Origin of the sequence: Amycolatopsis sp. CA-161197 (assembly GCF_050942255.1) — a bacterium.
GTDB lineage: Bacteria > Actinomycetota > Actinomycetes > Mycobacteriales > Pseudonocardiaceae > Amycolatopsis.
The window spans coordinates 3,527,722-3,547,479 of record NZ_CP192059.1 but is presented as its reverse complement, the minus strand read 5'-3'; the positions used below and the strand labels follow the sequence as shown (position 1 = coordinate 3,547,479).

At 70.5% G+C, this 19,758-nt stretch carries 21 protein-coding genes; 10 read left to right on the top strand and 11 right to left on the bottom strand.

Annotated features, from left to right (window positions below):
• The first annotated feature begins 183 nt into the window (after positions 1–183).
• The 5 genes from ACQPXB_RS16940 to ACQPXB_RS16920 are packed head-to-tail and all read left to right on the top strand — an operon-like array spanning position 184 to position 4,327.
• On the top strand, positions 184–1,542 hold the full coding sequence (locus ACQPXB_RS16940; protein ID WP_366587963.1) for an MFS transporter: 1,359 nt from the start codon (positions 184–186) through the stop codon (positions 1,540–1,542).
• Between the two features lie 32 nt (positions 1,543–1,574).
• Positions 1,575–2,510 (top strand): ABC transporter substrate-binding protein, encoded by a 936-nt coding sequence (locus tag ACQPXB_RS16935; RefSeq protein ID WP_366587961.1) that lies wholly within the window; start codon positions 1,575–1,577, stop codon positions 2,508–2,510.
• Positions 2,507–3,316 carry a carbon-nitrogen family hydrolase gene (locus tag ACQPXB_RS16930; RefSeq protein ID WP_366587958.1) on the top strand — a complete coding sequence of 270 codons (810 nt, stop codon included), beginning with the start codon at positions 2,507–2,509 and terminating at the stop codon, positions 3,314–3,316. Before ACQPXB_RS16935 ends, ACQPXB_RS16930 begins: the two co-directional genes overlap by 4 nt.
• Positions 3,313–3,951 carry a DUF2848 family protein gene (locus ACQPXB_RS16925; RefSeq protein ID WP_366587955.1) on the top strand — a complete coding sequence of 213 codons (639 nt, stop codon included), beginning with the start codon at positions 3,313–3,315 and terminating at the stop codon, positions 3,949–3,951. Before ACQPXB_RS16930 ends, ACQPXB_RS16925 begins: the two co-directional genes overlap by 4 nt.
• Positions 3,952–3,979: 28 nt before the next feature.
• The gene (locus ACQPXB_RS16920) at positions 3,980–4,327 is read left to right on the top strand and encodes a cupin domain-containing protein (RefSeq protein WP_220239106.1); all 348 of its coding nucleotides are present in this window, start codon (positions 3,980–3,982) and stop codon (positions 4,325–4,327) included.
• Between the two features lie 149 nt (positions 4,328–4,476).
• Here ACQPXB_RS16920 and ACQPXB_RS16915 read toward each other — a convergent pair whose 3' ends face one another.
• Together ACQPXB_RS16915 and ACQPXB_RS16910 are read right to left on the bottom strand one after the other, a co-directional pair.
• On the bottom strand, positions 4,477–5,955 hold the full coding sequence (locus tag ACQPXB_RS16915) for a 4-hydroxyphenylacetate 3-hydroxylase family protein (protein ID WP_366587953.1): 1,479 nt from the start codon (positions 5,953–5,955) through the stop codon (positions 4,477–4,479).
• A complete protein-coding gene (locus tag ACQPXB_RS16910) occupies positions 5,952–6,515 on the bottom strand; it encodes a flavin reductase family protein (protein WP_366587951.1) in 564 nt (187 codons plus the stop codon). Before ACQPXB_RS16910 ends, ACQPXB_RS16915 begins: the two co-directional genes overlap by 4 nt.
• A gap of 140 nt (positions 6,516–6,655) precedes the next feature.
• On the opposite strand from ACQPXB_RS16910, the gene ACQPXB_RS16905 reads away from it, so the two are divergent.
• Both ACQPXB_RS16905 and ACQPXB_RS16900 read left to right on the top strand, forming a co-directional pair.
• Positions 6,656–7,192 (top strand): MarR family winged helix-turn-helix transcriptional regulator, encoded by a 537-nt coding sequence (locus tag ACQPXB_RS16905; RefSeq protein WP_285968433.1) that lies wholly within the window; start codon positions 6,656–6,658, stop codon positions 7,190–7,192.
• Between the two features lie 98 nt (positions 7,193–7,290).
• The gene (locus tag ACQPXB_RS16900; protein WP_366587949.1) at positions 7,291–7,842 is read left to right on the top strand and encodes a MarR family winged helix-turn-helix transcriptional regulator; all 552 of its coding nucleotides are present in this window, start codon (positions 7,291–7,293) and stop codon (positions 7,840–7,842) included.
• A gap of 93 nt (positions 7,843–7,935) precedes the next feature.
• Here the strand turns inward: ACQPXB_RS16900 and ACQPXB_RS16895 are convergent, their stop codons facing one another.
• The 3 genes from ACQPXB_RS16895 to ACQPXB_RS16885 are packed head-to-tail and all read right to left on the bottom strand — an operon-like array spanning position 7,936 to position 10,272.
• Positions 7,936–8,700 (bottom strand): ABC transporter permease, encoded by a 765-nt coding sequence (locus ACQPXB_RS16895; protein WP_366587946.1) that lies wholly within the window; start codon positions 8,698–8,700, stop codon positions 7,936–7,938.
• Positions 8,690–9,457 carry an ABC transporter permease gene (locus tag ACQPXB_RS16890; RefSeq protein WP_366587944.1) on the bottom strand — a complete coding sequence of 256 codons (768 nt, stop codon included), beginning with the start codon at positions 9,455–9,457 and terminating at the stop codon, positions 8,690–8,692. Before ACQPXB_RS16890 ends, ACQPXB_RS16895 begins: the two co-directional genes overlap by 11 nt.
• On the bottom strand, positions 9,454–10,272 hold the full coding sequence (locus tag ACQPXB_RS16885; RefSeq protein WP_366587941.1) for an ABC transporter ATP-binding protein: 819 nt from the start codon (positions 10,270–10,272) through the stop codon (positions 9,454–9,456). The genes ACQPXB_RS16890 and ACQPXB_RS16885 overlap by 4 nt, the downstream gene beginning before the upstream one ends.
• 240 nt (positions 10,273–10,512) lie before the next feature.
• Here ACQPXB_RS16885 and ACQPXB_RS16880 point away from each other — a divergent pair, with 240 nt between their 5' ends.
• From ACQPXB_RS16880 to ACQPXB_RS16870, 3 genes are read left to right on the top strand one after another with little or no spacing between them, the layout of a single operon-like run.
• A complete protein-coding gene (locus tag ACQPXB_RS16880; RefSeq protein WP_366587939.1) occupies positions 10,513–11,475 on the top strand; it encodes an ABC transporter substrate-binding protein in 963 nt (320 codons plus the stop codon).
• Between the two features lie 14 nt (positions 11,476–11,489).
• Positions 11,490–12,425 (top strand): alpha/beta fold hydrolase, encoded by a 936-nt coding sequence (locus tag ACQPXB_RS16875; RefSeq protein ID WP_366587937.1) that lies wholly within the window; start codon positions 11,490–11,492, stop codon positions 12,423–12,425.
• 17 nt (positions 12,426–12,442) lie between these two features.
• Complete coding sequence (locus tag ACQPXB_RS16870; protein WP_366587934.1) at positions 12,443–13,630, top strand: FAD-dependent oxidoreductase; 1,188 nt, start codon at positions 12,443–12,445, stop codon at positions 13,628–13,630.
• 111 nt (positions 13,631–13,741) lie between these two features.
• On the opposite strand, the gene ACQPXB_RS16865 is transcribed toward ACQPXB_RS16870, so the two are convergent.
• The 6 genes from ACQPXB_RS16865 to ACQPXB_RS16840 form a co-directional block, all read right to left on the bottom strand.
• Complete coding sequence (locus ACQPXB_RS16865) at positions 13,742–14,539, bottom strand: thioesterase family protein (RefSeq protein ID WP_432853064.1); 798 nt, start codon at positions 14,537–14,539, stop codon at positions 13,742–13,744.
• Positions 14,540–14,633: 94 nt separating this feature from the next.
• Positions 14,634–15,476: an amidohydrolase family protein gene (locus ACQPXB_RS16860; RefSeq protein WP_432853061.1), complete on the bottom strand. Its 843-nt coding sequence runs from the start codon at positions 15,474–15,476 to the stop codon at positions 14,634–14,636.
• Positions 15,473–16,510 carry an Ldh family oxidoreductase gene (locus ACQPXB_RS16855; protein WP_432853058.1) on the bottom strand — a complete coding sequence of 346 codons (1,038 nt, stop codon included), beginning with the start codon at positions 16,508–16,510 and terminating at the stop codon, positions 15,473–15,475. Before ACQPXB_RS16855 ends, ACQPXB_RS16860 begins: the two co-directional genes overlap by 4 nt.
• A complete protein-coding gene (locus ACQPXB_RS16850) occupies positions 16,507–17,250 on the bottom strand; it encodes an MBL fold metallo-hydrolase (protein ID WP_366587924.1) in 744 nt (247 codons plus the stop codon). Before ACQPXB_RS16850 ends, ACQPXB_RS16855 begins: the two co-directional genes overlap by 4 nt.
• Positions 17,247–18,578, bottom strand: a complete 1,332-nt coding sequence (locus ACQPXB_RS16845) for an MFS transporter (RefSeq protein ID WP_386953105.1) — start codon at positions 18,576–18,578, stop codon at positions 17,247–17,249. The genes ACQPXB_RS16850 and ACQPXB_RS16845 overlap by 4 nt, the downstream gene beginning before the upstream one ends.
• Before the next feature lie 35 nt (positions 18,579–18,613).
• Positions 18,614–19,684, bottom strand: coding sequence for an isocitrate/isopropylmalate dehydrogenase family protein (locus ACQPXB_RS16840; RefSeq protein ID WP_366587920.1), 1,071 nt, complete (start codon positions 19,682–19,684; stop codon positions 18,614–18,616).
• Positions 19,685–19,758: the final 74 nt, after the last annotated feature.

The window sequence follows — 19,758 nt, the reverse complement described above, 5'->3', positions numbered from 1 at the left end:
CACTCCCGTAGTTCGGCGTTGACACATCCCTGGGCGCGACCTATCGTCTCCCGCATCATTTACGGCTGTCAAGTCAGGTACTAAAGTTAAATAAATCCCCCGTCAACCCGCGGCACCCGTCCCCCGCCCGCACTCGCCGGTGAGTGTCGTGGTGCTGGGTGCCGCCCGGGCCGAGGAGCGCGGATGCGACCCGCTGCCACGTTCGACCAGATCCTCACCGAAACCCCGATGCCCCGCCGGGTCCTCGCGATAGCCGCGATCGGCGGCAGCGCGGTGATCTTCGACGGCTACGACCTGCAGTCCCTTTCCTACGCGCTCCCCAAGATCGTCGCCGAGTGGCACATCTCGCCCGTGCAGGCGGGGTGGCTGGCGTCGTTCACCTTCATCGGCCTGTTCCTCGGGGCCGTCGGCCTCGGCGCGCTCGGCGACCGCTTCGGGCGCAAGCGCATGCTCGTGCTCGGTGTGTCCGTGTTCGCCGTTTTCATGGGCACGGCCGGGTTCGCGGGCGACTACACGCAGTTCGCGATCCTGCGGTTCTGCGCCGCCATCGGCATGGGCGGCGTGCTGCCCGCGACGATCGCCATGCTGGGCGAGTACGTGCCCCTGCGCCGGCGCGGCCGGATGACCGCCGTGTCGGCCGGGTGCTTCACATTCGGCTTCGTGCTCGCCGCCATCGCCGCCACGCTGCTGGTGCCCGACTTCGGCTGGCGCCCGCTGTTCCACATCTCCTACGCGGCGCTGATCGTCGCGGCCCTGATCGCCTGGTTCGTGCCCGAAACGCCGCAGTTCCTCGCGACGCGCAGCCGGTACGACGAAGCGCTCGCGACCGTCAAGCAGGTCTTCCCGACGATCTGGCCGGCGGCGCGAGACGCCGACCCCGCCACCTTCTTCACCGGCCCGCGCACCGAGAACGGCAAGATCCAGCTGCGCACGCTGTGGGCGCCGCACTACCGCAACTCCACCCTCACGCTCTCGCTGCTCTACCTGTTCCTGCAGTTCGTGGTCTACGCGCTCGACTTCTGGATGGTGTCGCTGCTCGTGAAGCACGGCCTGTCGCTGGTCGGCAGCTACTCCTACGCGATCGAGCAGGCCGCCGCGGCCACGATCGGCGGGTTCGTGCTCGGCTGGGTGCTCGACCGCATGAACCAGTACGTGGCGCTCTCCATCGCGTTCGCCGCGGGCGGCGTGTGCCTCGTGCTCTTCGGGTTCGCTTCGTCGGTCGTCGCGCTGTACATCCTCAACGCACTGGCCGGCGCGTTCATCATCGGCGGCCAGAACGTGGTGCACACGCTGGTGATGGCCACCTACGGTCCGGAGGCCCGCGCGACGGGCCTGGGCTGGGCGCTGGGCATCGGCCGGCTCGGCGGGCTGCTCGGTCCGCTCATCGGCGGTTACCTGCTCGCCGCTTCGCTGCCCTTCCCGGTGTACTTCCTGGTCTTCGCGGTGCCGGCGGTGCTGTGTGCGATCACCGTGGTGGTCCTGCGGGCCGTCAAGAAGCCGCAGCCGGCGCCCCTAGCGCGCCAGCTTGACCCAAAATACTAAGCTAAGTAAATTACTTGAGTACTGTTAATTTCTTGACCAGGAAGGCCACCATGCGCCTTGCCGTGCCCGACCTCGTCTCGAACTCCTACTTCCCCGCCATCGCGGCCGTGGAGCTCGGGTACCTTCGCGACGAGGGTCTCGACGTGGAATGGGAACTCCTGTTCCCCGTCACCGACGCAGCAATCGCCCTCCGCGAGGGGCGGATCGACTACCTCGCCGGGTGCGCCCACGCCCCGCTCTACGCCGACTCCACCTGGGGCGAGCAGAAGCTGCTGGCCGCGCTCGCGCAGAACATGTACTGGTTCCTCGTGGTGCGGCCCGACCTCGACGTCACCCGCGAGACGCTCGCCAAGCTCCACGACGTCCGCATCGGTGCCGCGCCCGGCCCCGACCTCGGCCTGCGCCGGCTGCTCGAGGCCGAAGGCGTGGATCTGACCGGGGCGGGCGTCACCATCGCCCCGGTCGCGGGTGTCGCCGGCGACGTCTCCTTCGGCGTCACGGCCGCCCGGGCCCTGGAAGAAGGCCGGATCGACGCCTTCTGGGCCAACGGCATGGGCACTGAGGTCGCCGTGCAGCGCGGGGTCGGCAAGGTCGTGGTGGACGCCCGCCGCGACGGCTCCGCCCACTCGCTGTACACGTTCCCGGCGCTCATGACCACGGACCGCACGGTCGCGGAACGCCCGGACGAGGCGGCCGCCGTCACCCGCGGCGTGCTGCGGGCCCAGCGCGAGCTGCGCCGGGACCCGTCGCTGGCCACCAAGGTCGGCACCGCGCTGTTCCCGGAGATGGAGGCCGGCCTCATCGCCGGCCTGATCGAGCGGGACGGGCCGTTCTACGAGCCGGCGATCTCCCCCGAGGCCGCCGCCGGGCTCGCCGGGTTCGCCCGCGCGACCGGGCTCACCGACCGCGAGCTGTCCTACGACGACATCGTCGCCGCGGGCGCCCGCGAGCTGTGGCAGGCCTCGTGAAGATCGCCCTCGTCCAGATCGGCAGCCCCGAGGACGAGCCCGTCGCCGCCCGGTTCGACCGGGTGGCCGGGCTCGTCCGCTCGGCGGCCGAGGCCGATCTGATCGTGCTGCCCGAGCTGTGGGCCACCGGGTACTTCGCGTTCGACGACTACGCCCGCGACGCCGAGCCGGCCGACGGACCGTCGCTGGCGCGGCTCGGCGAGCTCGCCCGCGAGACCGGCGCGTACCTGCACGGCGGCAGCTTCGTCGAGCGACTGCCCGACGGCGCCTTGCGCAACACGGCCGTGCTGTTCGACCCGGCCGGCGAGCTCGTGCACAGCTACAGCAAGGTGCACGTGTTCGGCTACCAGTCGAAGGAAGCGCAGCTGCTCAAGCCCGGTGACCACGTGTCCGCGGTGGCGACGCCGTTCGGCGCGGTCGCCGGCACCACGTGCTACGACCTGCGCTTCCCCGAGCTGTGGCGCTGCCTCGTCGACGCCGGCGCGGAGATCGTGATCGTGCCGGCCGCCTGGCCCGCGGCGCGGCTCGCGCACTGGCGCCTGTTCACCACCGCGCGGGCGGTGGAGGACCAGGTGCTCGTGGTGGCGTGCAACGCCACCGGGACCCAGGGCGGGGTCGAGCTCGGCGGGCACAGCCGCGTCGTCGACCCCTGGGGCACCGTGCTCGCCGAAGCCGGCACCGAAGAGGGGATCACCTGGTGCGACGTCGATCCCGGCGTCGTCCCCGCCACGCGCGAGCAGTTCCCCGTGCTCGACGACCGGCTCCCCAGCTACCGCGAACTGACCATCCGAGGAGCGCACGCATGACCGCACTCACCTTCACCGTGGCCGGGACGGGCGAAACCGTCGCGGTCGCCGACTTCGACCTCGTGGTCGCGGGCTACACCGGCCGCGACGAGGCCGCCGTGAAGCACCACATCGACGAGCTCGCCGCCATCGGCGTGCCGCCGCCCGACTCCGTCCCGGCGTTCTACGAGCTCGACGCGGCGCTGGCGACGCAGGCCGCGACCATCTCCGTGGCCGGCACCAACACCTCCGGCGAGGTCGAGCCCGTGCTCGTGCGCGCGGGCGGCAAGCTCTACCTCACCGTGGGCTCCGACCACACCGACCGCGACATCGAGACCTCCAGCGTCAAGGACTCGAAGGCGGCCTGCCCCAAGCCGCTGGGCACCACCGTGGTCCCGGTCGAGAACCCCGACTGGGACGCGATCGTCGCCGAATCCACTGTGGACGGCGTGCGCTACCAGTACGGCCCGCTCAGCGCCCTGCGCATCCCCACCGACGTGCTGGCCCTGCTCGACCGCCCGGCCGAGCGCGACCTGGTGATGTTCTGCGGCACCCTGACGCTGCTCGACGGCAAGTTCGTCCCCGGGAAGGCGTGGACGCTGTCGCTGGCCCTGCCCGGCGGCCCCGAGCTCACCCACGCCTACTCGGTGTCCTGACCCCTCGCACCTGGAGAGAGAAACCCCCATGGCCAAACCGGAACACGAGTTCTTCCCCGCCAAGACGGTGGAGTTCACGCCCTGCGCGGGCGTCGTGCCGCAGCTGACCGAACGCATCCTCGCCGCCGACGGCGACAGCGGCGTCGCGACGCGCATCCTGCGCTTCGAGCCCGGCACCGACACCACCCCGAACGGCGTGCAGGTGCACGACTTCTGGGAAGAGGTCTACATCCTCGAAGGCTCGTTCCACGACACGCGCCTCGGCAAGACCTTCTCCGCCGGCGACTACGCCTGCCGCCCGCCGGGCATGGAGCACGGCCCGTGGACGAGCGAGGAAGGCTGCCTCACGTTCGAGGTGCGCTACCGCGCGAGCTGAACCATCCACAGCGGACACACGAGAAAGGGCGCCCTGTCCCGGCCGGGCGCCCTTTCTCGTGGTCACGGTCCAGTGCGCACCATCATCATGCGGGCATGGAAACGGGGCGCCCGGCGTCCGCCGAGCGCCCCGCGGTCTGTCTGCCTCGCTTACGCCTGCACGGTCTCCGTGCGGCCACCGAGGTCGTAGCCGGCCAGCGCGCCGTCCACGAGGGCCTCCGCGCGGGCGAAGTCGTAGATCTGGCTCATGCGCGACTTCACCAGGAAGGGCGCGCCGGCGTAGAACATCTCGTACTGCTGGTGGCGGCTCGCGAACTCCGAACCGACGAGGTCCCACACGAGCTTGAGCAGCTTCACGCGCTCGATCGTCGGGTGGCCCGGCGACTGCACGTACCGCTCGAAGTCGGCGCGCGCCTCGGGGTTCTCGAAGTCGGCGGCCGAGGACGGCAGCTGGATCACGCCACCGCCGACAAGGTCACGCACCAGGTGCAGCAGCTTCGGGTAGAAGTCCGACTGCAGCGTCATGGTCGCGTAGCACTCCTCGCGACCCGGCCACGCCACGCCCTTCTCGTCGAGCTCGCAGTTCTGCTCCTGCGCGTAGACGAGACCGGACACCATGGCCGCGTGGGCGGCCAGCTCACCGAGCACGCCGCGCACCGGCGGGAACTTGTCCGAGCCGTTCATGCGCGCCACGCGCAGCGCCAGGCCCGCCAGCAGGTCCAGCTTCACGGAGAAGCGGATCTGGGCCTGGTTGTTGCCCAGCAGGTGGGCCGGCGTGCGGCTCCACTGGTCGCTGGTGATCTGGCGGTCGCGGAACACGAACACGTGCTCCCACGGCACGAAGACGTCGTCGAACACGATGAGCGAGTCGGTCTCGTCGAAGCGCGTGGCGAGCGGGTAGTCGTACACGCTCGTGGCGGCTTCGGCGTAGCTGCGGCGCGAGTAGATCTTCAGGCCCTCGGCACCGATCGGGACGGCGACGGAGATCGCCTGGTCCTCGTCACCCGGCTGCAGCGGCACGATGCAGCTGAGGATCAGGTAGTCGGAGATCGCCGCGCCCGTGCCGAGCATCTGCGCGCCGGCGATGACGATGCCGTCCTCGCGCTCTTCCTTGACTCCCGCGTACAGGTGCGGGTCGGCCTGCTGGTGCGCCGGCTTGCTGCGATCGATCTGCGGCGGCACGATCGCGTACGAGCAGTAGAGATCGTTGTCGCGCACGTACTCGTAGAACTTCGTGACGTTGTCGGCGAAGCGCTGCCCGCCTGCCGCGAAGACGTCGGAGCGGCCCGCCCAGCCGGCCAGGAAGCCCGCGACGTGCTCGGGGCCGCGGCCCATGAGGCCGAAGGTCGCCTCGGCCGTCCTGCGCAGCGCGACCCGGCGGCGGCGCAGGTCGTCCTCGCCGCGCGGGATGAGGTACGACAGGTTCACCGGGGCGCCGGTGGTCGGGGACGGGAACGTCATCTCCGCGGCGTTGGCCGGGTCGTGCGCGAGGTCGTACACGCGCGCGATGGACTCGACGGCCCCCTTGAACGCGGGGTGCGCGGCGACGTCGGAGACGTATTCGCCGTCGACGAACACCCGCCGGTTGTCGCGCAGTCCTTCGACGTAGTCCTTGCCGGAACGCGTCACGCCGATTCCTCCAAAGCGATCGGTAGCGGCCGGGGCCGCGGGTGGTGGACTCCTGCTTGCAACTGCCGGTATCTGCCCCGGAAGTGCAGGAGCGGTTCGTGGTGCGGCAGCGCCGAGCTGAGCCCGATGCCGCCGACGGTTGCGATGAGCACGGCGTGCGTGCCCGCGTGCACGTCCTGGTCGATTTCGCAGTCCAGGAACGCGAGGGCGCCGGAGAGGGCCGGGCTGTGCCAGCCTTCGCGGCGGGTGAGCCATTCCTCGGGCAGGGCCTTGTCCGCGCCCGGGCGGGCGCAGTGGTCCGAGATCTCGCGCGCCGGCGAGCCGAGGATGTTCACGCCGAACCGACGGGTTTCGGCGATCCGCTCGTACGTGCGGGTGGAACGGTTGACACAGACCAGGATCATCAGCGGATCGACCGACACCGACGAGAACGCGGTGGCGGTCATGCCGAGCGGGCGACCGGCCGCGTCCCAGAGGGTGATGACGTTGACGCTGGCCGCGAAAGAACCGAGCGCCGCCTTGAATCCGCTGGGATCACTGTCCGCGGGGTGCAGAGCCATGGGGTGACCTCCTGGGCCAGAAGGCTAACAAGAATACCTTACTTTAGTCAACTAAAATGGTGCGACGTATGATCGCCGGGTTCGCTCGCCGCCGCGCTCGTCCGAGAGGCCGTGCTCGTCCGAAAGGAAGCCGCTCCCCCATGAACGACGCAATGCGCGCCTACACGAAGTGGGCCGACATCGGCGACGCCAAGCGAAGCCGCGAGTTCCAGGCGTACGTGAAGAACATCGCCGACGCGCGCTACGTGACCCGCCGCGTGCTGCGGATCGTCGACGAGCAGGCGAAGACCCACGGCCTGGAACCCCTGCTGCACCAGGCACTCCTGCAGGTGTACGGATCCAACGAGGCCCGCGGCATCACCGTGAGCACGCTGGCGGCCAGGCTCGACGTGGCCGCCGCCTTCGCGTCACGCATGGTGCGCCGCCTGGAGGAGCTCGGCCTGGTGACCCGCGAGGCGTCGGAGAGCGACCGCCGCGCGACCAACGTCGTCGCCACCGACGCCGGCGCGGAGAAGCTCGCGGAGATCGACGACGAGGTGCACCACAGCGTCGCTTTCCTGCAGCACCAGCTGACCGAGGACGAACGTCTGTCGGCGTTGTCGATCTTCGCGTTCTACGTGGGCCTCGACCCCGACTCGGCCATCGCCGAAGCCATCCGCGCAGCTGCCGATTCCTGAGCCCTTCCCTGATATAGTGTCCTCAGGTCATTGACTTGGTGATGTTTTCGAGTGCCGACGTCATCATCGAGCGGGCCGGGGACACGGGGAGGAACACGGTGGAGGACGGGACCGCGGAGCTGCTCGCCCTGTGGGGCAAGGGCGCGGTCGCGTCGAGCGACCTCGACTTCGCCAACCACGTCAAGGCGATCGCGCACGCGCGGTTCGTGCTGCGCAAGATCCTGCGGCTGCTCGACGAGCAGGCCATCGCGGGCGGGCTGCAGCCGCTGCAGCACCAGGCGCTGCTGCAGATCTTCGGCGCCGAAGGACCCCTGCCGGTGAACAAGGTCGCCGAGCGGCTCGACATCGCCCCCGCGCTCGCGTCGCGCCTGATCCGCCAGCTCGAGGAGAAGGGGCTCGTGCACCGCGCCCGCATCCCCGACGACCGCCGGGTCATCGCCGTGCACGCGTCCGAGGCCGGCGTCGAGGTGCTGCGCACCATCGACAACGCCGTGCACCACCACGTGAACCACTTCCAGCGCCAGCTCACCGACGAGGGCAAGTTCGGCGCGCTGGCGACGTTCTCGTTCTACCTGGGGCTGGACTCCGACCCGCGGCTGGCACTGCTGCTCACCGCGGCCGGGCACCACGCGCACGCGCACCACCACTGACACCCCGCCGAACTGCGAACCGCCGAACCGCGGACGTGGAAAGAGGCTCCGGCCCGGGTGCGTCCACACCGGACCGGAGCCTCCCGGCCTTCGTCAGTTCTGCGGGCGGTACCGCAGCAGGAAACCCTCGATCCCCGACACGAGCATGTTGATCACGAGCGCCACCAGCCCGACCACGACCACGAGCCCGTAGACCTGGGCCGACTGGAAGTTCTGCTGCGCGGTCTCCATGAGCTTGCCCAGCCCGGACACCTGCGTGCTGATCTCGACCACGAGCACCAGCACCAGCGTGAGCGGCGCCGCGATCTTCACGCCCAGCAGCAGGCCCGGCACGATCGCGGGCAGGTGGATCTTGCGGAACGCCGCGAACTTCCCGAGCCGCAGCGTCGAAGCCACGTCGGAGAGCACGACGTCGGCCGACTTCGCCGACTGGCGCACCTGCAGCAGCACGGGCCACAGAGCGCCGAAGACCACCACGTACAGCTTCATCGACTCGGTGTAGCCCACGAGCAGCACGGCCAGCGGCACGAGCGCGACGCCCGGCAGGAACCGGAAGTACTCCAGGATCGGGCCGAGCAGGCGTTCGGCCAGCGGGACGTGGCCGATCAGCAGGCCCAGCACCGCGCCGAGCACGGTGGCGGCCAGCAACGAGATCACGAACGTCTCGAGCGTGGCGAGCAGCCCGTCGACCAGCGCGCCGCCGGAAGTGAGCTCCCACGTCTGGCTGAACCAGGCGGCCGGCGGCGGGAAGAACGTGCTCGAACTGTCGCCGATCACCTGCCACAGCACGAGCAGCAGCGCGAGCGGAAGCAGGCCGCGCAGGGGCGCGACGCCGGACTTGCGGGTTCTACGCGGCATCGTCGGCCCCCAGCGCGGCTTGACGGGCACCCGGCACGAACCGGAGTGTCCACACGAGAATGAAGTTGAGCAGGATGCCGAGCACGCCGGTCAGCAGGATGTAGGAGAACATCGCCGCCGGGCGCAACGACTGCTGCTGCTCCACGAGCGCGTAGCCGATACCCTGGGGGTCGCCGACGATCTCGGCGACGATGGCGAGCACCAGCGCGGCCGAAAGGCTCAGCCGCAGCGCCACCACGATCTTCGGCAGGGCCGTGGGCAGCGCGAACTTCACGACCTTGGCCACCGGCGAGAGGCCGAGGCTGCGCGCGAGGTCCTGGTGCACCGGGTTCACGCCGCGCACGCCGTCGATCGTGCTGATCGCGACGGGCCAGATCGCGACCCACGCGGCGATCACGATCTCCATCTCCACCGTCTGCGCCAGCAGGATCACCACGATCGGCACGAACGAGATCGCCGGCAGCGCGCGCAGCACCTCCACCGACGCCATACCGTACGTCCACGCGGGACGGACGAGCCCGAGCAACAGCCCGAGCAGCAGGCCCAGCACCGAACCGAGCGCCCAGCCGCCGAGGCAGGCGGCGAGCGTGTGCGCGGTGTTCGTGAGCAGCTCACCGGAGGAGGCGAGATCCACTGTGGACGACCAGATGTCCGACGGGGCCGGGATGTTGTCGTAAGGCAGTAGCCCGGCCGATTTCACCAGCTGCCACAACAGGATCACGGCCACCGGCACCGCGAACCCGATCAAGCGCCTCATTCGGCCGCCGCCTCGGATTCCGCCCGCAGCGCCTCGTACACGCGGTGACGGGCGGCGAGGTAGGCCGGGAGCTCCTTGGTGGCCACCTGGTCGCGCGGGCGCGGCAGGTCGATGCGCAGCTCGCGCCCGACGGTGGCCGGGCGGCCGGCGAGCACGAGCACGCGGTCGGACAGGTACACGGCCTCGTCGATGTCGTGGGTCACGAACACCACGGTCGCACCGGTGACCGCGGCGACCTTGAGCAGCTCGTCCTGCAGCTGCGCCTTGGTCATCGCGTCGAGCGCGCCGAAGGGCTCGTCCATCAGCAGGACCTCGGGGCGCATCACGAGCGAGCGCGCGATCTGCACGCGCTGCTGCATGCCGCCCGAGAGCTGCCACGGGTAGTCCTTGCCGCGGTCGGCGAGACCGACCAGGTCGAGCGCCTCGCGAACGCGTTCGTCGCGTTCGGCCTTGCTCGTGCGGCCTTCCAGGCCCAGCGCGACGTTGCGCTCCACCGTGCGCCACTGCAGCAGCGACGCGGCGTAGTTCTGGAACACGATGCCGACGCCGGCGGGCGGGCCGGTGATCTCCTTCCCGCGGAACCGCACGGACGAGCCTTCGCCCGGGGAGAGGAGCCCGGCGAGGATCCGCAGCAAGGTCGTCTTCCCGGTGCCGGACGGCCCGAGAATGCTGAGGAACTCCCCTTGGGCACAGGAAAAGCCGACGTCCTCGAGCACCCGCAGCACCTTGTTGCGCGTGCGGTACTCGACGAACAGCTTCGAACAGGAAAACGCATCCGCCGTCTCGGTGGCCGGCGCGGTGGCTTCTACGGTCACGGGATCGGGACCTCCTTCAGGGCTGGCGTTGGCCATGATGGGCGCCTAACCTTCCACACGTCAATGACTTGAGTAGTGCTTTTTGGTCTGCGATCCAGGCTTAACAAGGCCGTTACCAACGTTCTGAGCTGGACCATTGAGAGATTAGCTAACTTGAGTTACTGTCTCTGCTCAACTACTCCGGATAGTGAATCTCTCCCCGGATCCCCATCCCCATCCCCCCACTCCTACGGAGGCGCCATGAGGGGCACCCGCATCACCACGCTGGCCACCGCACTCCTGGCGGCCGCACTCGCCGTGTCCGCCTGTGGCGGCTCCAGCGGCTCGACGTCCTCGGCCGACGGCAAGATCCGCATCGCGCTGAACAACACCAACGACTCGCTCGCGGTGCTGGTGGCCGACCAACAAGGATTTTTCGCCAAGCACGGCGTGAAGGGCGTTTCCACCACGACGCTCAACGACATCACGCTGGTGCCCTCGTTGCTGGGCAAGCAGTACGACCTCGGGTTCAGCGTCGCGCCGATCATGCTGCGCGCGTCCTCGTCCGGCGTGCCGCTCGTGGCCGTGTCGGGCAACAACGGCGACTCGCCCGAGGACCAGAGCGTGCAGATCTTCGTGCGCCCGGACATCACGGACGTGAAACAGCTGCAGGGCAAGCGCATCGGCTCGCCGACGCTCACCGGCAACATCAACATCGCCACGAAGGCGTGGCTGTCGAAGAACGGCGTGAACCCCGCGGCCGAGCAGTTCGTGCAGGTGCCGACGCCGAACATGATCGACGAGCTGAAGGCCGGCCAGGTCGACGCCGTCGAGGTGATCAACCCGTTCATCACCGTCGGCAAGCAGGCCGGGATGCGCAGCCTCGGCGACCCGGAGCGGGCGCTGAGCCCGAACTACCTCGGTGGCACGTACTGGATCGCCTCGAAGGACTGGACCGCGGCGAACCCCCAGCTCGCCGACGGGTTCAAGGCGGCGCTGCAGGACGCGGCGCAGTGGATCAAGGCCAACAACGACAAGGCCTACACCGCCTTGGCCGCCTACACCAAGGTCACGCCCGAGCAGGCGAAGAAGTCCCCGCTGGGCGAGTTCACCACCGAGGTCTCACAGGACGACCTGAAGATCTGGGGCGACGCCATGAAGCAGTTCGGCGGCTTCGGCGGCACGGTCGACTACAGCAAGCTCGTCTACACCGGTTCGAAGTGACGGGAGCACGACAAGTGTCCACTGAGGACAAAACGGCCGCGGCGGTCACCTACCGCCCCGCGGAGACACCGGCGTCCCTGCTCGACTTCCACGCACCCGACGGCGTTTCGCTGCAGTACTACGAGATCACCTCGCTCGACGGGCGGTCCGGGCCGGCCGCGCACCTGGTGCCGGCCGAGCCGTTGCCCGACGCGCCGCTCGTGCTGAGCGTGCACGGCAGCGGTGGCAGCATCGGCAGCCTGCCGGTGCGCACGCTCGCCCTCGGCCTCAGCGGCCGCGGCGTGCCGGTGCTCGCGATCAACACCCGCCAGTCGGGCGACGCCGTGAACACCGACAACTTCTACGCGACCGTGCGCGACATCGAGGCCGCGTACTGGACGGCGCGTTCGCTGGGCTACTCGAAGATCGTGCTGCACGGGCACAGCCTCGGCACGTCGCAGGTGTCGTACTTCGCGGCCACGCACTGGCACCCGGAGACGGCGGGGATCGCGCTGACCGGGATGTTCGCGGACCTGCCGTGGAAGTCGCGCCACCTGCTGATCAACGACGAGGCCACCTACCGCGCGCTGACCGAGGAGGCCGTGGCCGCGGCGCAGGCCGGCGACTTCGGCCGCACGCTGTCCACGCAGATGTCGTGGCTCGGCGGGCGCACGGTTCCGGTGACCGCGCAGCACTTCCTCACCTACCGGCGCACGGGCACCGCGGGCGCGCGCAGCATCGAGTGGATCGCCCGCGTGCCCAACCCGATCCTCATGGTGCGCGACCAGCACGACACCGTGATCCACGACTTCGAGCCCGGCTGGCTGGAGGCGGCGCTGGAGCAGGGCATCTCGCCGTCGGTCACGTCGGTGTCGCTGCCGTCGCCGGAAGGCACGGAGGGGCACCGCTTCGACGGCTCGGGCGAGTCGCTGGTGGACACCGTGGCCGGCTGGCTCGCGAAACTCGGCTGAAAGGAACTGACGAAGACATGGGACAGAGCGTGGTGGTCGTGGGCGCGGGTCCGGTGGGCGCGGTGTTCGCGCTCGCGGCCGCCCGGCGGGGGTTCGACGTGACGCTGCTGGAAGCGGAGCAGGCCGTCGAGGACGCCCCGCGAGCCGCGACAGTGCACCCCTCCACCCTGGCGATGCTCGGCGAGCTGGGCCTGATGGACGACGTCGTCGCCCGCGGGCTCGTCGCGCGGTACTTCGACTTCTGGGACCGGCCGGAGCGTTCCCTCATCGCGCGGCTCGACCACGACGTGCTGCGCGACGTGACGCCTTATCCCTTCGTGGTCCAGATCGAGCAGCACAAGATCGTGAACATGGTGCTGGAGCGGCTGTCCGGAGTGGACGTCCGCTTCGGCGCCGCGGTGACGGGCGTGACGCAGGACGCGGACTCCGCCACCGTGCACACGGCCGAGGGCCCGGTGACCGCCGACTACGTGGTCGGCGCCGACGGCGGGCGCAGCACCGTGCGCAAGGCGCTGGGGATCGAGTTCGAGGGCTACACGTGGCCCGAGCGGTTCCTGGTGCTCACCACGCTGTTCGACTTCCAGTCCGAACTGGACTGCAGCTACCGCAACTACTGGGCCGACCCGCGCGAGTGGGTCAACCTGTTCAAGGTCGCCGGCGACGACGGCAAGGGCCGCTGGCGCGCCGTCTTCCCCACCACCGTGGGCGAAACCGACGACGAAGCCGTGGGCGACGAGGGCGCGCGGGCCCGGCTTTCGGGCCTGGCGCTCTCGGCGAACCCCGCGGACCAGCTCGTGCACCGCAAGCTGTACAACGTCCACCAGCGCGTGGCGGCCAGCTTCCGCTCCGGCCGCGTCTTCCTCGCCGGCGACGCCGCCCACGTCAACAACCCCATCGGCGGCCTGGGCCTGAACTGCGGCATCCACGACGCCGTCGAGCTGGCCTCCTCGCTGCACGCGTTCGCCTCCACGGCCGACGAGAAGGTTCTCGACCGCTACGACCTGCGCCGCCGCACGGTGAACATCGAGTTCGTGCAGCAGCAGACCGTGACGAACAAGCGCCGCCTGGAGGAAAAGGACCCCGTGCGGCGCAAGGAACGCCTGGCCGAACTCGCGGCGCTGGGCGACGACGCGGAGCTGGAGTTCAAGTTCCTGATGAACTCGTCCCTGCTCAACAGCGTGGCCCGGGCCGAGTCCCTCGGCTGACCCCCGCTCTCTCCCCCTCCCCCAGGCGCCCCCATGCGGCGTTGGGTGCGTCCATCGCACCGAACGCCGCATGGGGTGCGTCGTCCGCACCCCATGCCGTATGGGGAAGCGCTAGAGGCGGATGCCGGCGAGCTGGGTGCCCTGGGCGACCAGTTTGCCGGTGCTGTCCCAGATGTGGCAGGACTCGTCGACGCGGCTGTCGGTGATGAGGTGGGCGCGGTGGAGGACGCGGAGCGGGCCGGGGGCCGGGCGGGCGCGGACGTAGGCCGTGAGCTCGAGGGTGGGCACCCAGCCCGACGGGGCAAGGTCGAAGGTCGCGGGCGGGAAGGCGTCGACGGCGAACAGGAGGCTCACCGGGTCGAACGGTTCGCCGCCGGGGAGGGTGAGGCGGCCGAGGAGCTCGCCGCGGCCGGAGGGGCCGTCGGTGAAGACGCGGGCGCTGGCGGGGTCGAGGAGGACCTCGATCTCGTCCATGATGGCCACCGGCAGGCCGAGCGGTGTGACGCCCGGGACGCGGGACGCGGACTCGACGTCGAAGCGCGGGTCGGGCAGGCCGTCCTGCCAGTACGGCTCGCCCTCCGTGAGCGTGCCGACGGTGAAGAGGGCCTCGACCGCGGTCTTGCCGTTCTGGACGAGGCGGCCGCGCACCTGGCTGGAACCGCGGCCGGTGCGCAGCGTCTCGATCTCGACCTCGGCCGGGCCCGGGTCGGGCGGGCGCAGGTAGTGGGCGCTCGCGGCGAGCACGTCGGGGTGCTCGCGCTCGGCGACGGCGGCGCGCGCGATCAACGAGAGCAGGTAGCCGCCGTTCGGCTTGCCACCGATTGTCCACTGCGGGCTGATGTCCGCGTCGAAACCACCGGGCGACCGCCGTTTGACGGCGGACACCGCGGCGAAGGTCGTCGTGCTCACCGGGACCGCCTCCTCGCCGGGCAGAGGGTTGTTCCGCGCAACTTAGCTCGCCCGTCCCCTGCGCGCCCGTCGAGTGAGACGGACACCACCCCCGTCAGAACCCGTACAACCCGACCGGGTTGTCGACCAGGATCCGCCGGCCCACCTCCGGGCCGGTCCAGTCGAGCAGCCGGGCCAGTGCCCGCGCGTCGTCGACCGGCTCGAACGGCTCGACACTCAGGCGGTTGCCCGGAGTACGCGGCCGGCCACCGGTGTGGGGCCAGTCGGTGCCCCACAGCAACCGGTCCGGCGCCGCGGCGACCAAAGCGTTCACGAGCGGCCCGACGTCCGCGTGGTCGGCAGCCGTGGAAATCCGGTGCGGCGCAGAGAGCTTGACGTACGCCGCACCGGATCGCAGGAGGTCGGTCAGCTCCGGCAGGCCCGACTGACCGAGGTCGGGCGAAGCGAGCGCGAAGTGGTCGAGGACGACGGGCACCGGCAGCCGCGCGAGGTCGTCGGCCAGCGCCGCGACCACGGACAGCTCTGTGAACACCTGCAGGTGCCAGCCGAGGTCCGCGATGGCCGCCGCGGTCGCGCGCAGTGGCGCCAGGGCCACCGCCGGGTCGTCGACCGCGAACGTCGCCAGGTTCACCCGCGCCCCGCGCACCCCCAGGGCGTGCCACTCCCCCAGCGGCGCCGGGGCAGCGGGGTCGAACACCACCACCCCCCGCGCCCGGTCGCCCCGGACGCGCAGCTGCGCGAGCAGGCACGAGTTGTCCGTGCCGTACGGGCTCGGCTGCACGAGCACCGCCCGGCTCACACCGAGCCGCCAGTGCAGCTCGTCCAGCTGCTCACCGCTCGCCGGGCCGGCGGTGTAGGCCCGGTCCGCGGCGTAGGGGAACCGCGGGTCGAAGACGTGCACGTGACAGTCGCACGAACCGGAGGGCACCGTCGTCACCGCACGGCGCCCGCGAACTCGGACAGCCGGGCCAGCACCCCGTCGTCCACGGGGAGGCCGTCACGCAGCTGCCGGTGGTAGCGCGCGAGCTCGAACTCACCCGGCAGCCGCACGGGCTGCGCCGGGTCCGCGGGCGGCGTGGTGTGCAGGACGGAAGCGAAATCGTCCATCCGGGACGTCAGCTCGGCAGCGGGCACGAGCTTCGCCGTGTCGATCAGGAAGAACACGTGGCCCAGGTTCTGCGGCCGCTCCGGATCGACGCTCCACGAGCTGATGCGCGTGAGGTAGCCCGCGCCCGAGAGCACTCCGGCGAACAGGTCGACCATCACCGACAGGCCGTACCCCTTGTGCCCGCCCAGCGGCTGCAGGAAGCCGTCCAGCGCGGCCGCGGGATCCGTCGTCGGCTTGCCGTCGCGGTCGGTGGCCCAGGTGTCCGGAATGGATTCCCCCGCCGCCGCGGCCGCGCGGATCTTCGCCCGCGCCGCCACGCTCATCGCGATGTCCAGCAGCACCGGGTCCCCGCCGGGCGTGGGCACGCCGATGCCGAGCGGGTTGTTGCCCAGCCGCGCCTCGCGGCCGCCCCACGGGGCGATGGTGGTGGTCGCGTTGCTCGCGATGATCGCCGCGAACCCCTGCTCCGCCGCGCGGAACAGGTACGGCATCACCGGACCGAAGTGGTTGCTGCCGCGCACGAAGGCCGCGCCGAGGCCGGTCGCCCGAGCCGAGGCCAGCGCCGCGTCCAGCGCGTGCGAACCGACGAGTGGCCCGATGCCGTTGGCACCGTCCACCCGGGACAACGCCGGCGCGACCTGGTCCACCGCCACCTTCGCGTGGAGGTCGACGCCGCCGAGGCGCGCGCGGTCGAGGTACTGCGGGATCCGCGCGACGCCGTGCGTGCGGATGCCGAAGAGGTCGGCGAGCACCAGCACGTCGGCGACGCGCGCGGAGTCCTCTTCGGACATCCCGTTCCCCGCCAGCGCGCGGGCCGCCAGCCCGCGCAGGTCCTCGGCGGTGATCTGGGTGTCGCCGGTCATCGGTGTCCTTCTCCTTCGGTCAGGTCGAACTCGGTGGTCGCGGCGAGGTCTTCGCCGAACCACGAACGGATCCCGGCTCGCCGGGTGTCCGTGTAAACGGGGCCGTCGTGCCACAGCATCGGCACGTCGTGGCCCGGCACGAGCAGCGTGTCCGGGTGCTCCCGCCACAGGGTGAGGATCTTGTGCACGGACGCGCGGCTCGCCTCGCGGTCGAGCGTCATGTCGACATCACCGCCCAGCAGCTCCGCGCGGTTCTTCGCGGCGTCGCCGCTGAACAGCACGGAACCGGCCACTCGGAACACCAGCGAGCCCGGCGTGTGCCCGGCCGCGGCGAACGCCTCCACGCCGGGGAAGATCTCGCCGTCTTCGCTCACCCGCCGGGTGCGCGGATTACGAGCGAGATCGGCGGCGTACAGCTCCGGCAACGGGTCGAACCCCGGCTCGCGCCCGGCCGCCCACTCCAGCTCCGCCGCGCCCACCCACACGGTGGCCGACGGGAAGAGCAGGTAGTTCGCGGCGTGGTCGTAGTGCGCGTGCGTGAGCAGGATGTCGGTGACCTCACCCGGTTCCACGCCGTGTTCGGCCAGCCGCTGCGCGAGCAGAGAGCGCATTCCGAACGAGCCCGTGTCGGCCAGGATCAGCCGTTCGCCGTGGCGCACGAGGGTGACGCTGCTCCAGCCGAGCCCGCCGTGCTGCGTGCTTTTCCCGGGGTAGCCCTGGGTCAGCGGAAGGATGTTCACCGAGCCTCCGGGGAAACCGTGTCGGCGACGGGGACCACGGCCTCGTCGTGGTCGAAGGTCCGCCGGGCGTAGAACGAGACGACCGCCGTGATCAGGCCGAGCACCGCCAGGTACACACCGAGGCCGTACGGGCCGCCGGTCACGTCGTTGAGCCACACGCCGATGATCGGGCCGGTGCCGCCGAACACGGCCTGCGCCACGTTGTAGGCGAGCGCCCCCGCCGTGACGCGCACGGCCGTCGGGAAGATCTGGCTGATCGCGAGCAGCGCCGGCAATGCGAGCAGGCCCTTGCAGGCACCGATGAGCGCGCCGCCGGTGAACGCGCCGACCCCGCCACCCGCGGCGAGCGCCAGCGACGGCACCGCGAGGATCGCGACCACGAGCCCGGTGAGGCTCAACGCCTTGCGCAGCCCGATCTTGTCCGCCACCGGCCCCATCACGAGCGTGCCGATGATGACGAGCACGTTGCTCACGATCGTCGCGTTGTAGGCCTCGGTGCTGTCGAGCTTGCCGACGTTGATGAGGAACGTGGTGAGGAACGACGTGATGGTGGTGCTCAGCAGCGCGTAGCTCGCGGTGCAGACGATGAAGACGACGATCGGCACCCAGTGCAGGCGCAGGGCGTCGCGCAGCGGCGTGGCGGCGGCCTTCGCCTTCTCGCGCGCCTTGACCAGCAGCTCGAACTCCGGGCTCTCCTCGACCTTCGAGCGCAGGTACACACCGAACGCGGCCAGCGGCAGGCCGACGAGGAACAGGATGCGCCAGCCGAACGTCTGGTACTCGTCCTTGGTCAGGATGCTCGAGAACACGCGCGCGAGGAGTGATCCACAAAGGATCCCGATGAACGTGGTGGCGATCAGCGTGCTCACGTTGCGAGCGCGTTTGGCGGCCGGGCTGTGCTCGAACACGAAGCTGATCGCGCTCGCGTACTCGCCGCCCGCGCCCATCGACTGCGCGAGCCGGCACACGAGCAGCAGCACCGGCGCCAGCAGGCCGATCTGCGCATAGGTGGGCAGCACGCCCATGAGCGCGGTGCCGAAGCACGTGAACAGGATCGAGATCGACAGCGCGCGGCGGCGGCCGTATTTGTCGCCGATCCAGCCGAAGAAGATGCCGCCGATGGGGCGGGCGATGTAGCCGAGCGCGAACACGGCGTAGGTGTTGAGCAGCGCCACGGCGGGGTCGTTGCCGGGGAAGAACTTCGCGGCGATGATCGTGGCGACCACGCCGTAGACGCCCCAGTCGTACCACTCGGCGAAGTTGCCCGCCGAGGCCGCGATGATGATGCGGCGCCGGCGGGCGCCGGTGAACTCGAGCTCCGTGTTCATGACGGGTGTTTCCGTTCTCTTCATCGGGAAAGGAGTCAGGTGAGCCGCGCCGCGACCGCTTCGGCGACGGCCGCGGGACCGCCCGTCGCCGAGCCGTCCGGCCGGATGCGGATGTCGCCGGCCTCGAGCGCGCCGGCGACGGCCGCGCGCACGAGGTCACCCTCGGCGGTGTGGTGCAGGTGGTCGAGCATCATCGCGGCGGCGAGGATCTGCCCGATCGGGTTCGCGAGGCCCTTGCCCGCGATCGAGGGCGCGCTGCCGTGGATGGGTTCGAAGTACGCGCTGACGTCGCCGATGTTGCCGGAGCCGCACAGCGAGATGCCGCCGACGGTCGCGCCGCCGAGGTCGCTGAGCACGTCGCCGAGGAAGTTCTCCATCACCAGCACGTCGAAGTCGCCGGGGCGCAGCACCAGGGCCTGGGCCGCGGCGTCGGCGTAGAGGACCTCGGTCTCGATGTCCGGGAAGTCGGCGGCGACCTCGAAGAAGATCTCGCGGAACAGCGCGTGGCTGCGCAGCACGTTGCTCTTGTCCACGCAGGTCACGCGGTGCTTGCCGTCGCTGGGTGCGCCGCCGCGGGCGGCCGCGAGCTCGAAGGCGCGCCGGCAGATGCGCAGCGTGCCCTCACGGGTGGTCATGAGCGTGTCGGACACGGCCCAGCGGTTGCCGACGCCCTTGCCGCGCGAAGCGTAGAGCCCTTCGGTGTTCTCGCGGACGATGACGTAGTCGATGCCTCCGGCCGCCACCCCGCCCAGCGCCGACGTGACGCCGGGCAGCAGCAGCGCGGGGCGGACGTTGGCGTACGCGTCGAGCCCGATGCGCAGGATGCCGCCGAGCAGGCCGGCCTCGGTGCCGTCGGGGAAGCGCACGTCGGGCAGGCCGACCGGACCCTTGAGCGTGGCCGCGACAGCGGTGCGCAGGTATTCGAGGTCTTCGGGTGAGCAGGCCACGCCGGTGCGGCGGTAGGTGTCGGCGCCGGCGTCGACGTCGGTGTAGCGCAGCTCGAAGCCGCCCTTGGCCGTGACCGCGCCCAGCACGGTGAGCGCGGCGTCCACCAGCTCGGGACCGATCCCGTCCCCTCGGATGACGGCGATGTCGTGAACCTGCACTGGCGCTCCACCTCGAAAATCAATATAATCAACATTGAGCATCAACATTGACGAGAACGACGAGACCGTAGGCC

What these genes read in the sequence shown, in the direction of transcription:
- ACQPXB_RS16940 (WP_366587963.1), top strand. Translation starts at nt 184, where the DNA reads ATGCGACCCGCTGCCACGTTCGACCAGATCCTCACCGAAACCCCGATG.
- ACQPXB_RS16925 (WP_366587955.1), top strand. Translation starts at nt 3,313, where the DNA reads ATGACCGCACTCACCTTCACCGTGGCCGGGACGGGCGAAACCGTCGCG.
- ACQPXB_RS16920 (WP_220239106.1), top strand. Translation starts at nt 3,980, where the DNA reads ATGGCCAAACCGGAACACGAGTTCTTCCCCGCCAAGACGGTGGAGTTC.
- ACQPXB_RS16910 (WP_366587951.1), bottom strand. Translation starts at nt 6,515, where the DNA reads ATGGCTCTGCACCCCGCGGACAGTGATCCCAGCGGATTCAAGGCGGCG.
- ACQPXB_RS16905 (WP_285968433.1), top strand. Translation starts at nt 6,656, where the DNA reads ATGAACGACGCAATGCGCGCCTACACGAAGTGGGCCGACATCGGCGAC.
- ACQPXB_RS16895 (WP_366587946.1), bottom strand. Translation starts at nt 8,700, where the DNA reads ATGCCGCGTAGAACCCGCAAGTCCGGCGTCGCGCCCCTGCGCGGCCTG.
- ACQPXB_RS16890 (WP_366587944.1), bottom strand. Translation starts at nt 9,457, where the DNA reads ATGAGGCGCTTGATCGGGTTCGCGGTGCCGGTGGCCGTGATCCTGTTG.
- ACQPXB_RS16880 (WP_366587939.1), top strand. Translation starts at nt 10,513, where the DNA reads ATGAGGGGCACCCGCATCACCACGCTGGCCACCGCACTCCTGGCGGCC.
- ACQPXB_RS16870 (WP_366587934.1), top strand. Translation starts at nt 12,443, where the DNA reads ATGGGACAGAGCGTGGTGGTCGTGGGCGCGGGTCCGGTGGGCGCGGTG.
- ACQPXB_RS16855 (WP_432853058.1), bottom strand. Translation starts at nt 16,510, where the DNA reads ATGACCGGCGACACCCAGATCACCGCCGAGGACCTGCGCGGGCTGGCG.
- ACQPXB_RS16845 (WP_386953105.1), bottom strand. Translation starts at nt 18,578, where the DNA reads ATGAACACGGAGCTCGAGTTCACCGGCGCCCGCCGGCGCCGCATCATC.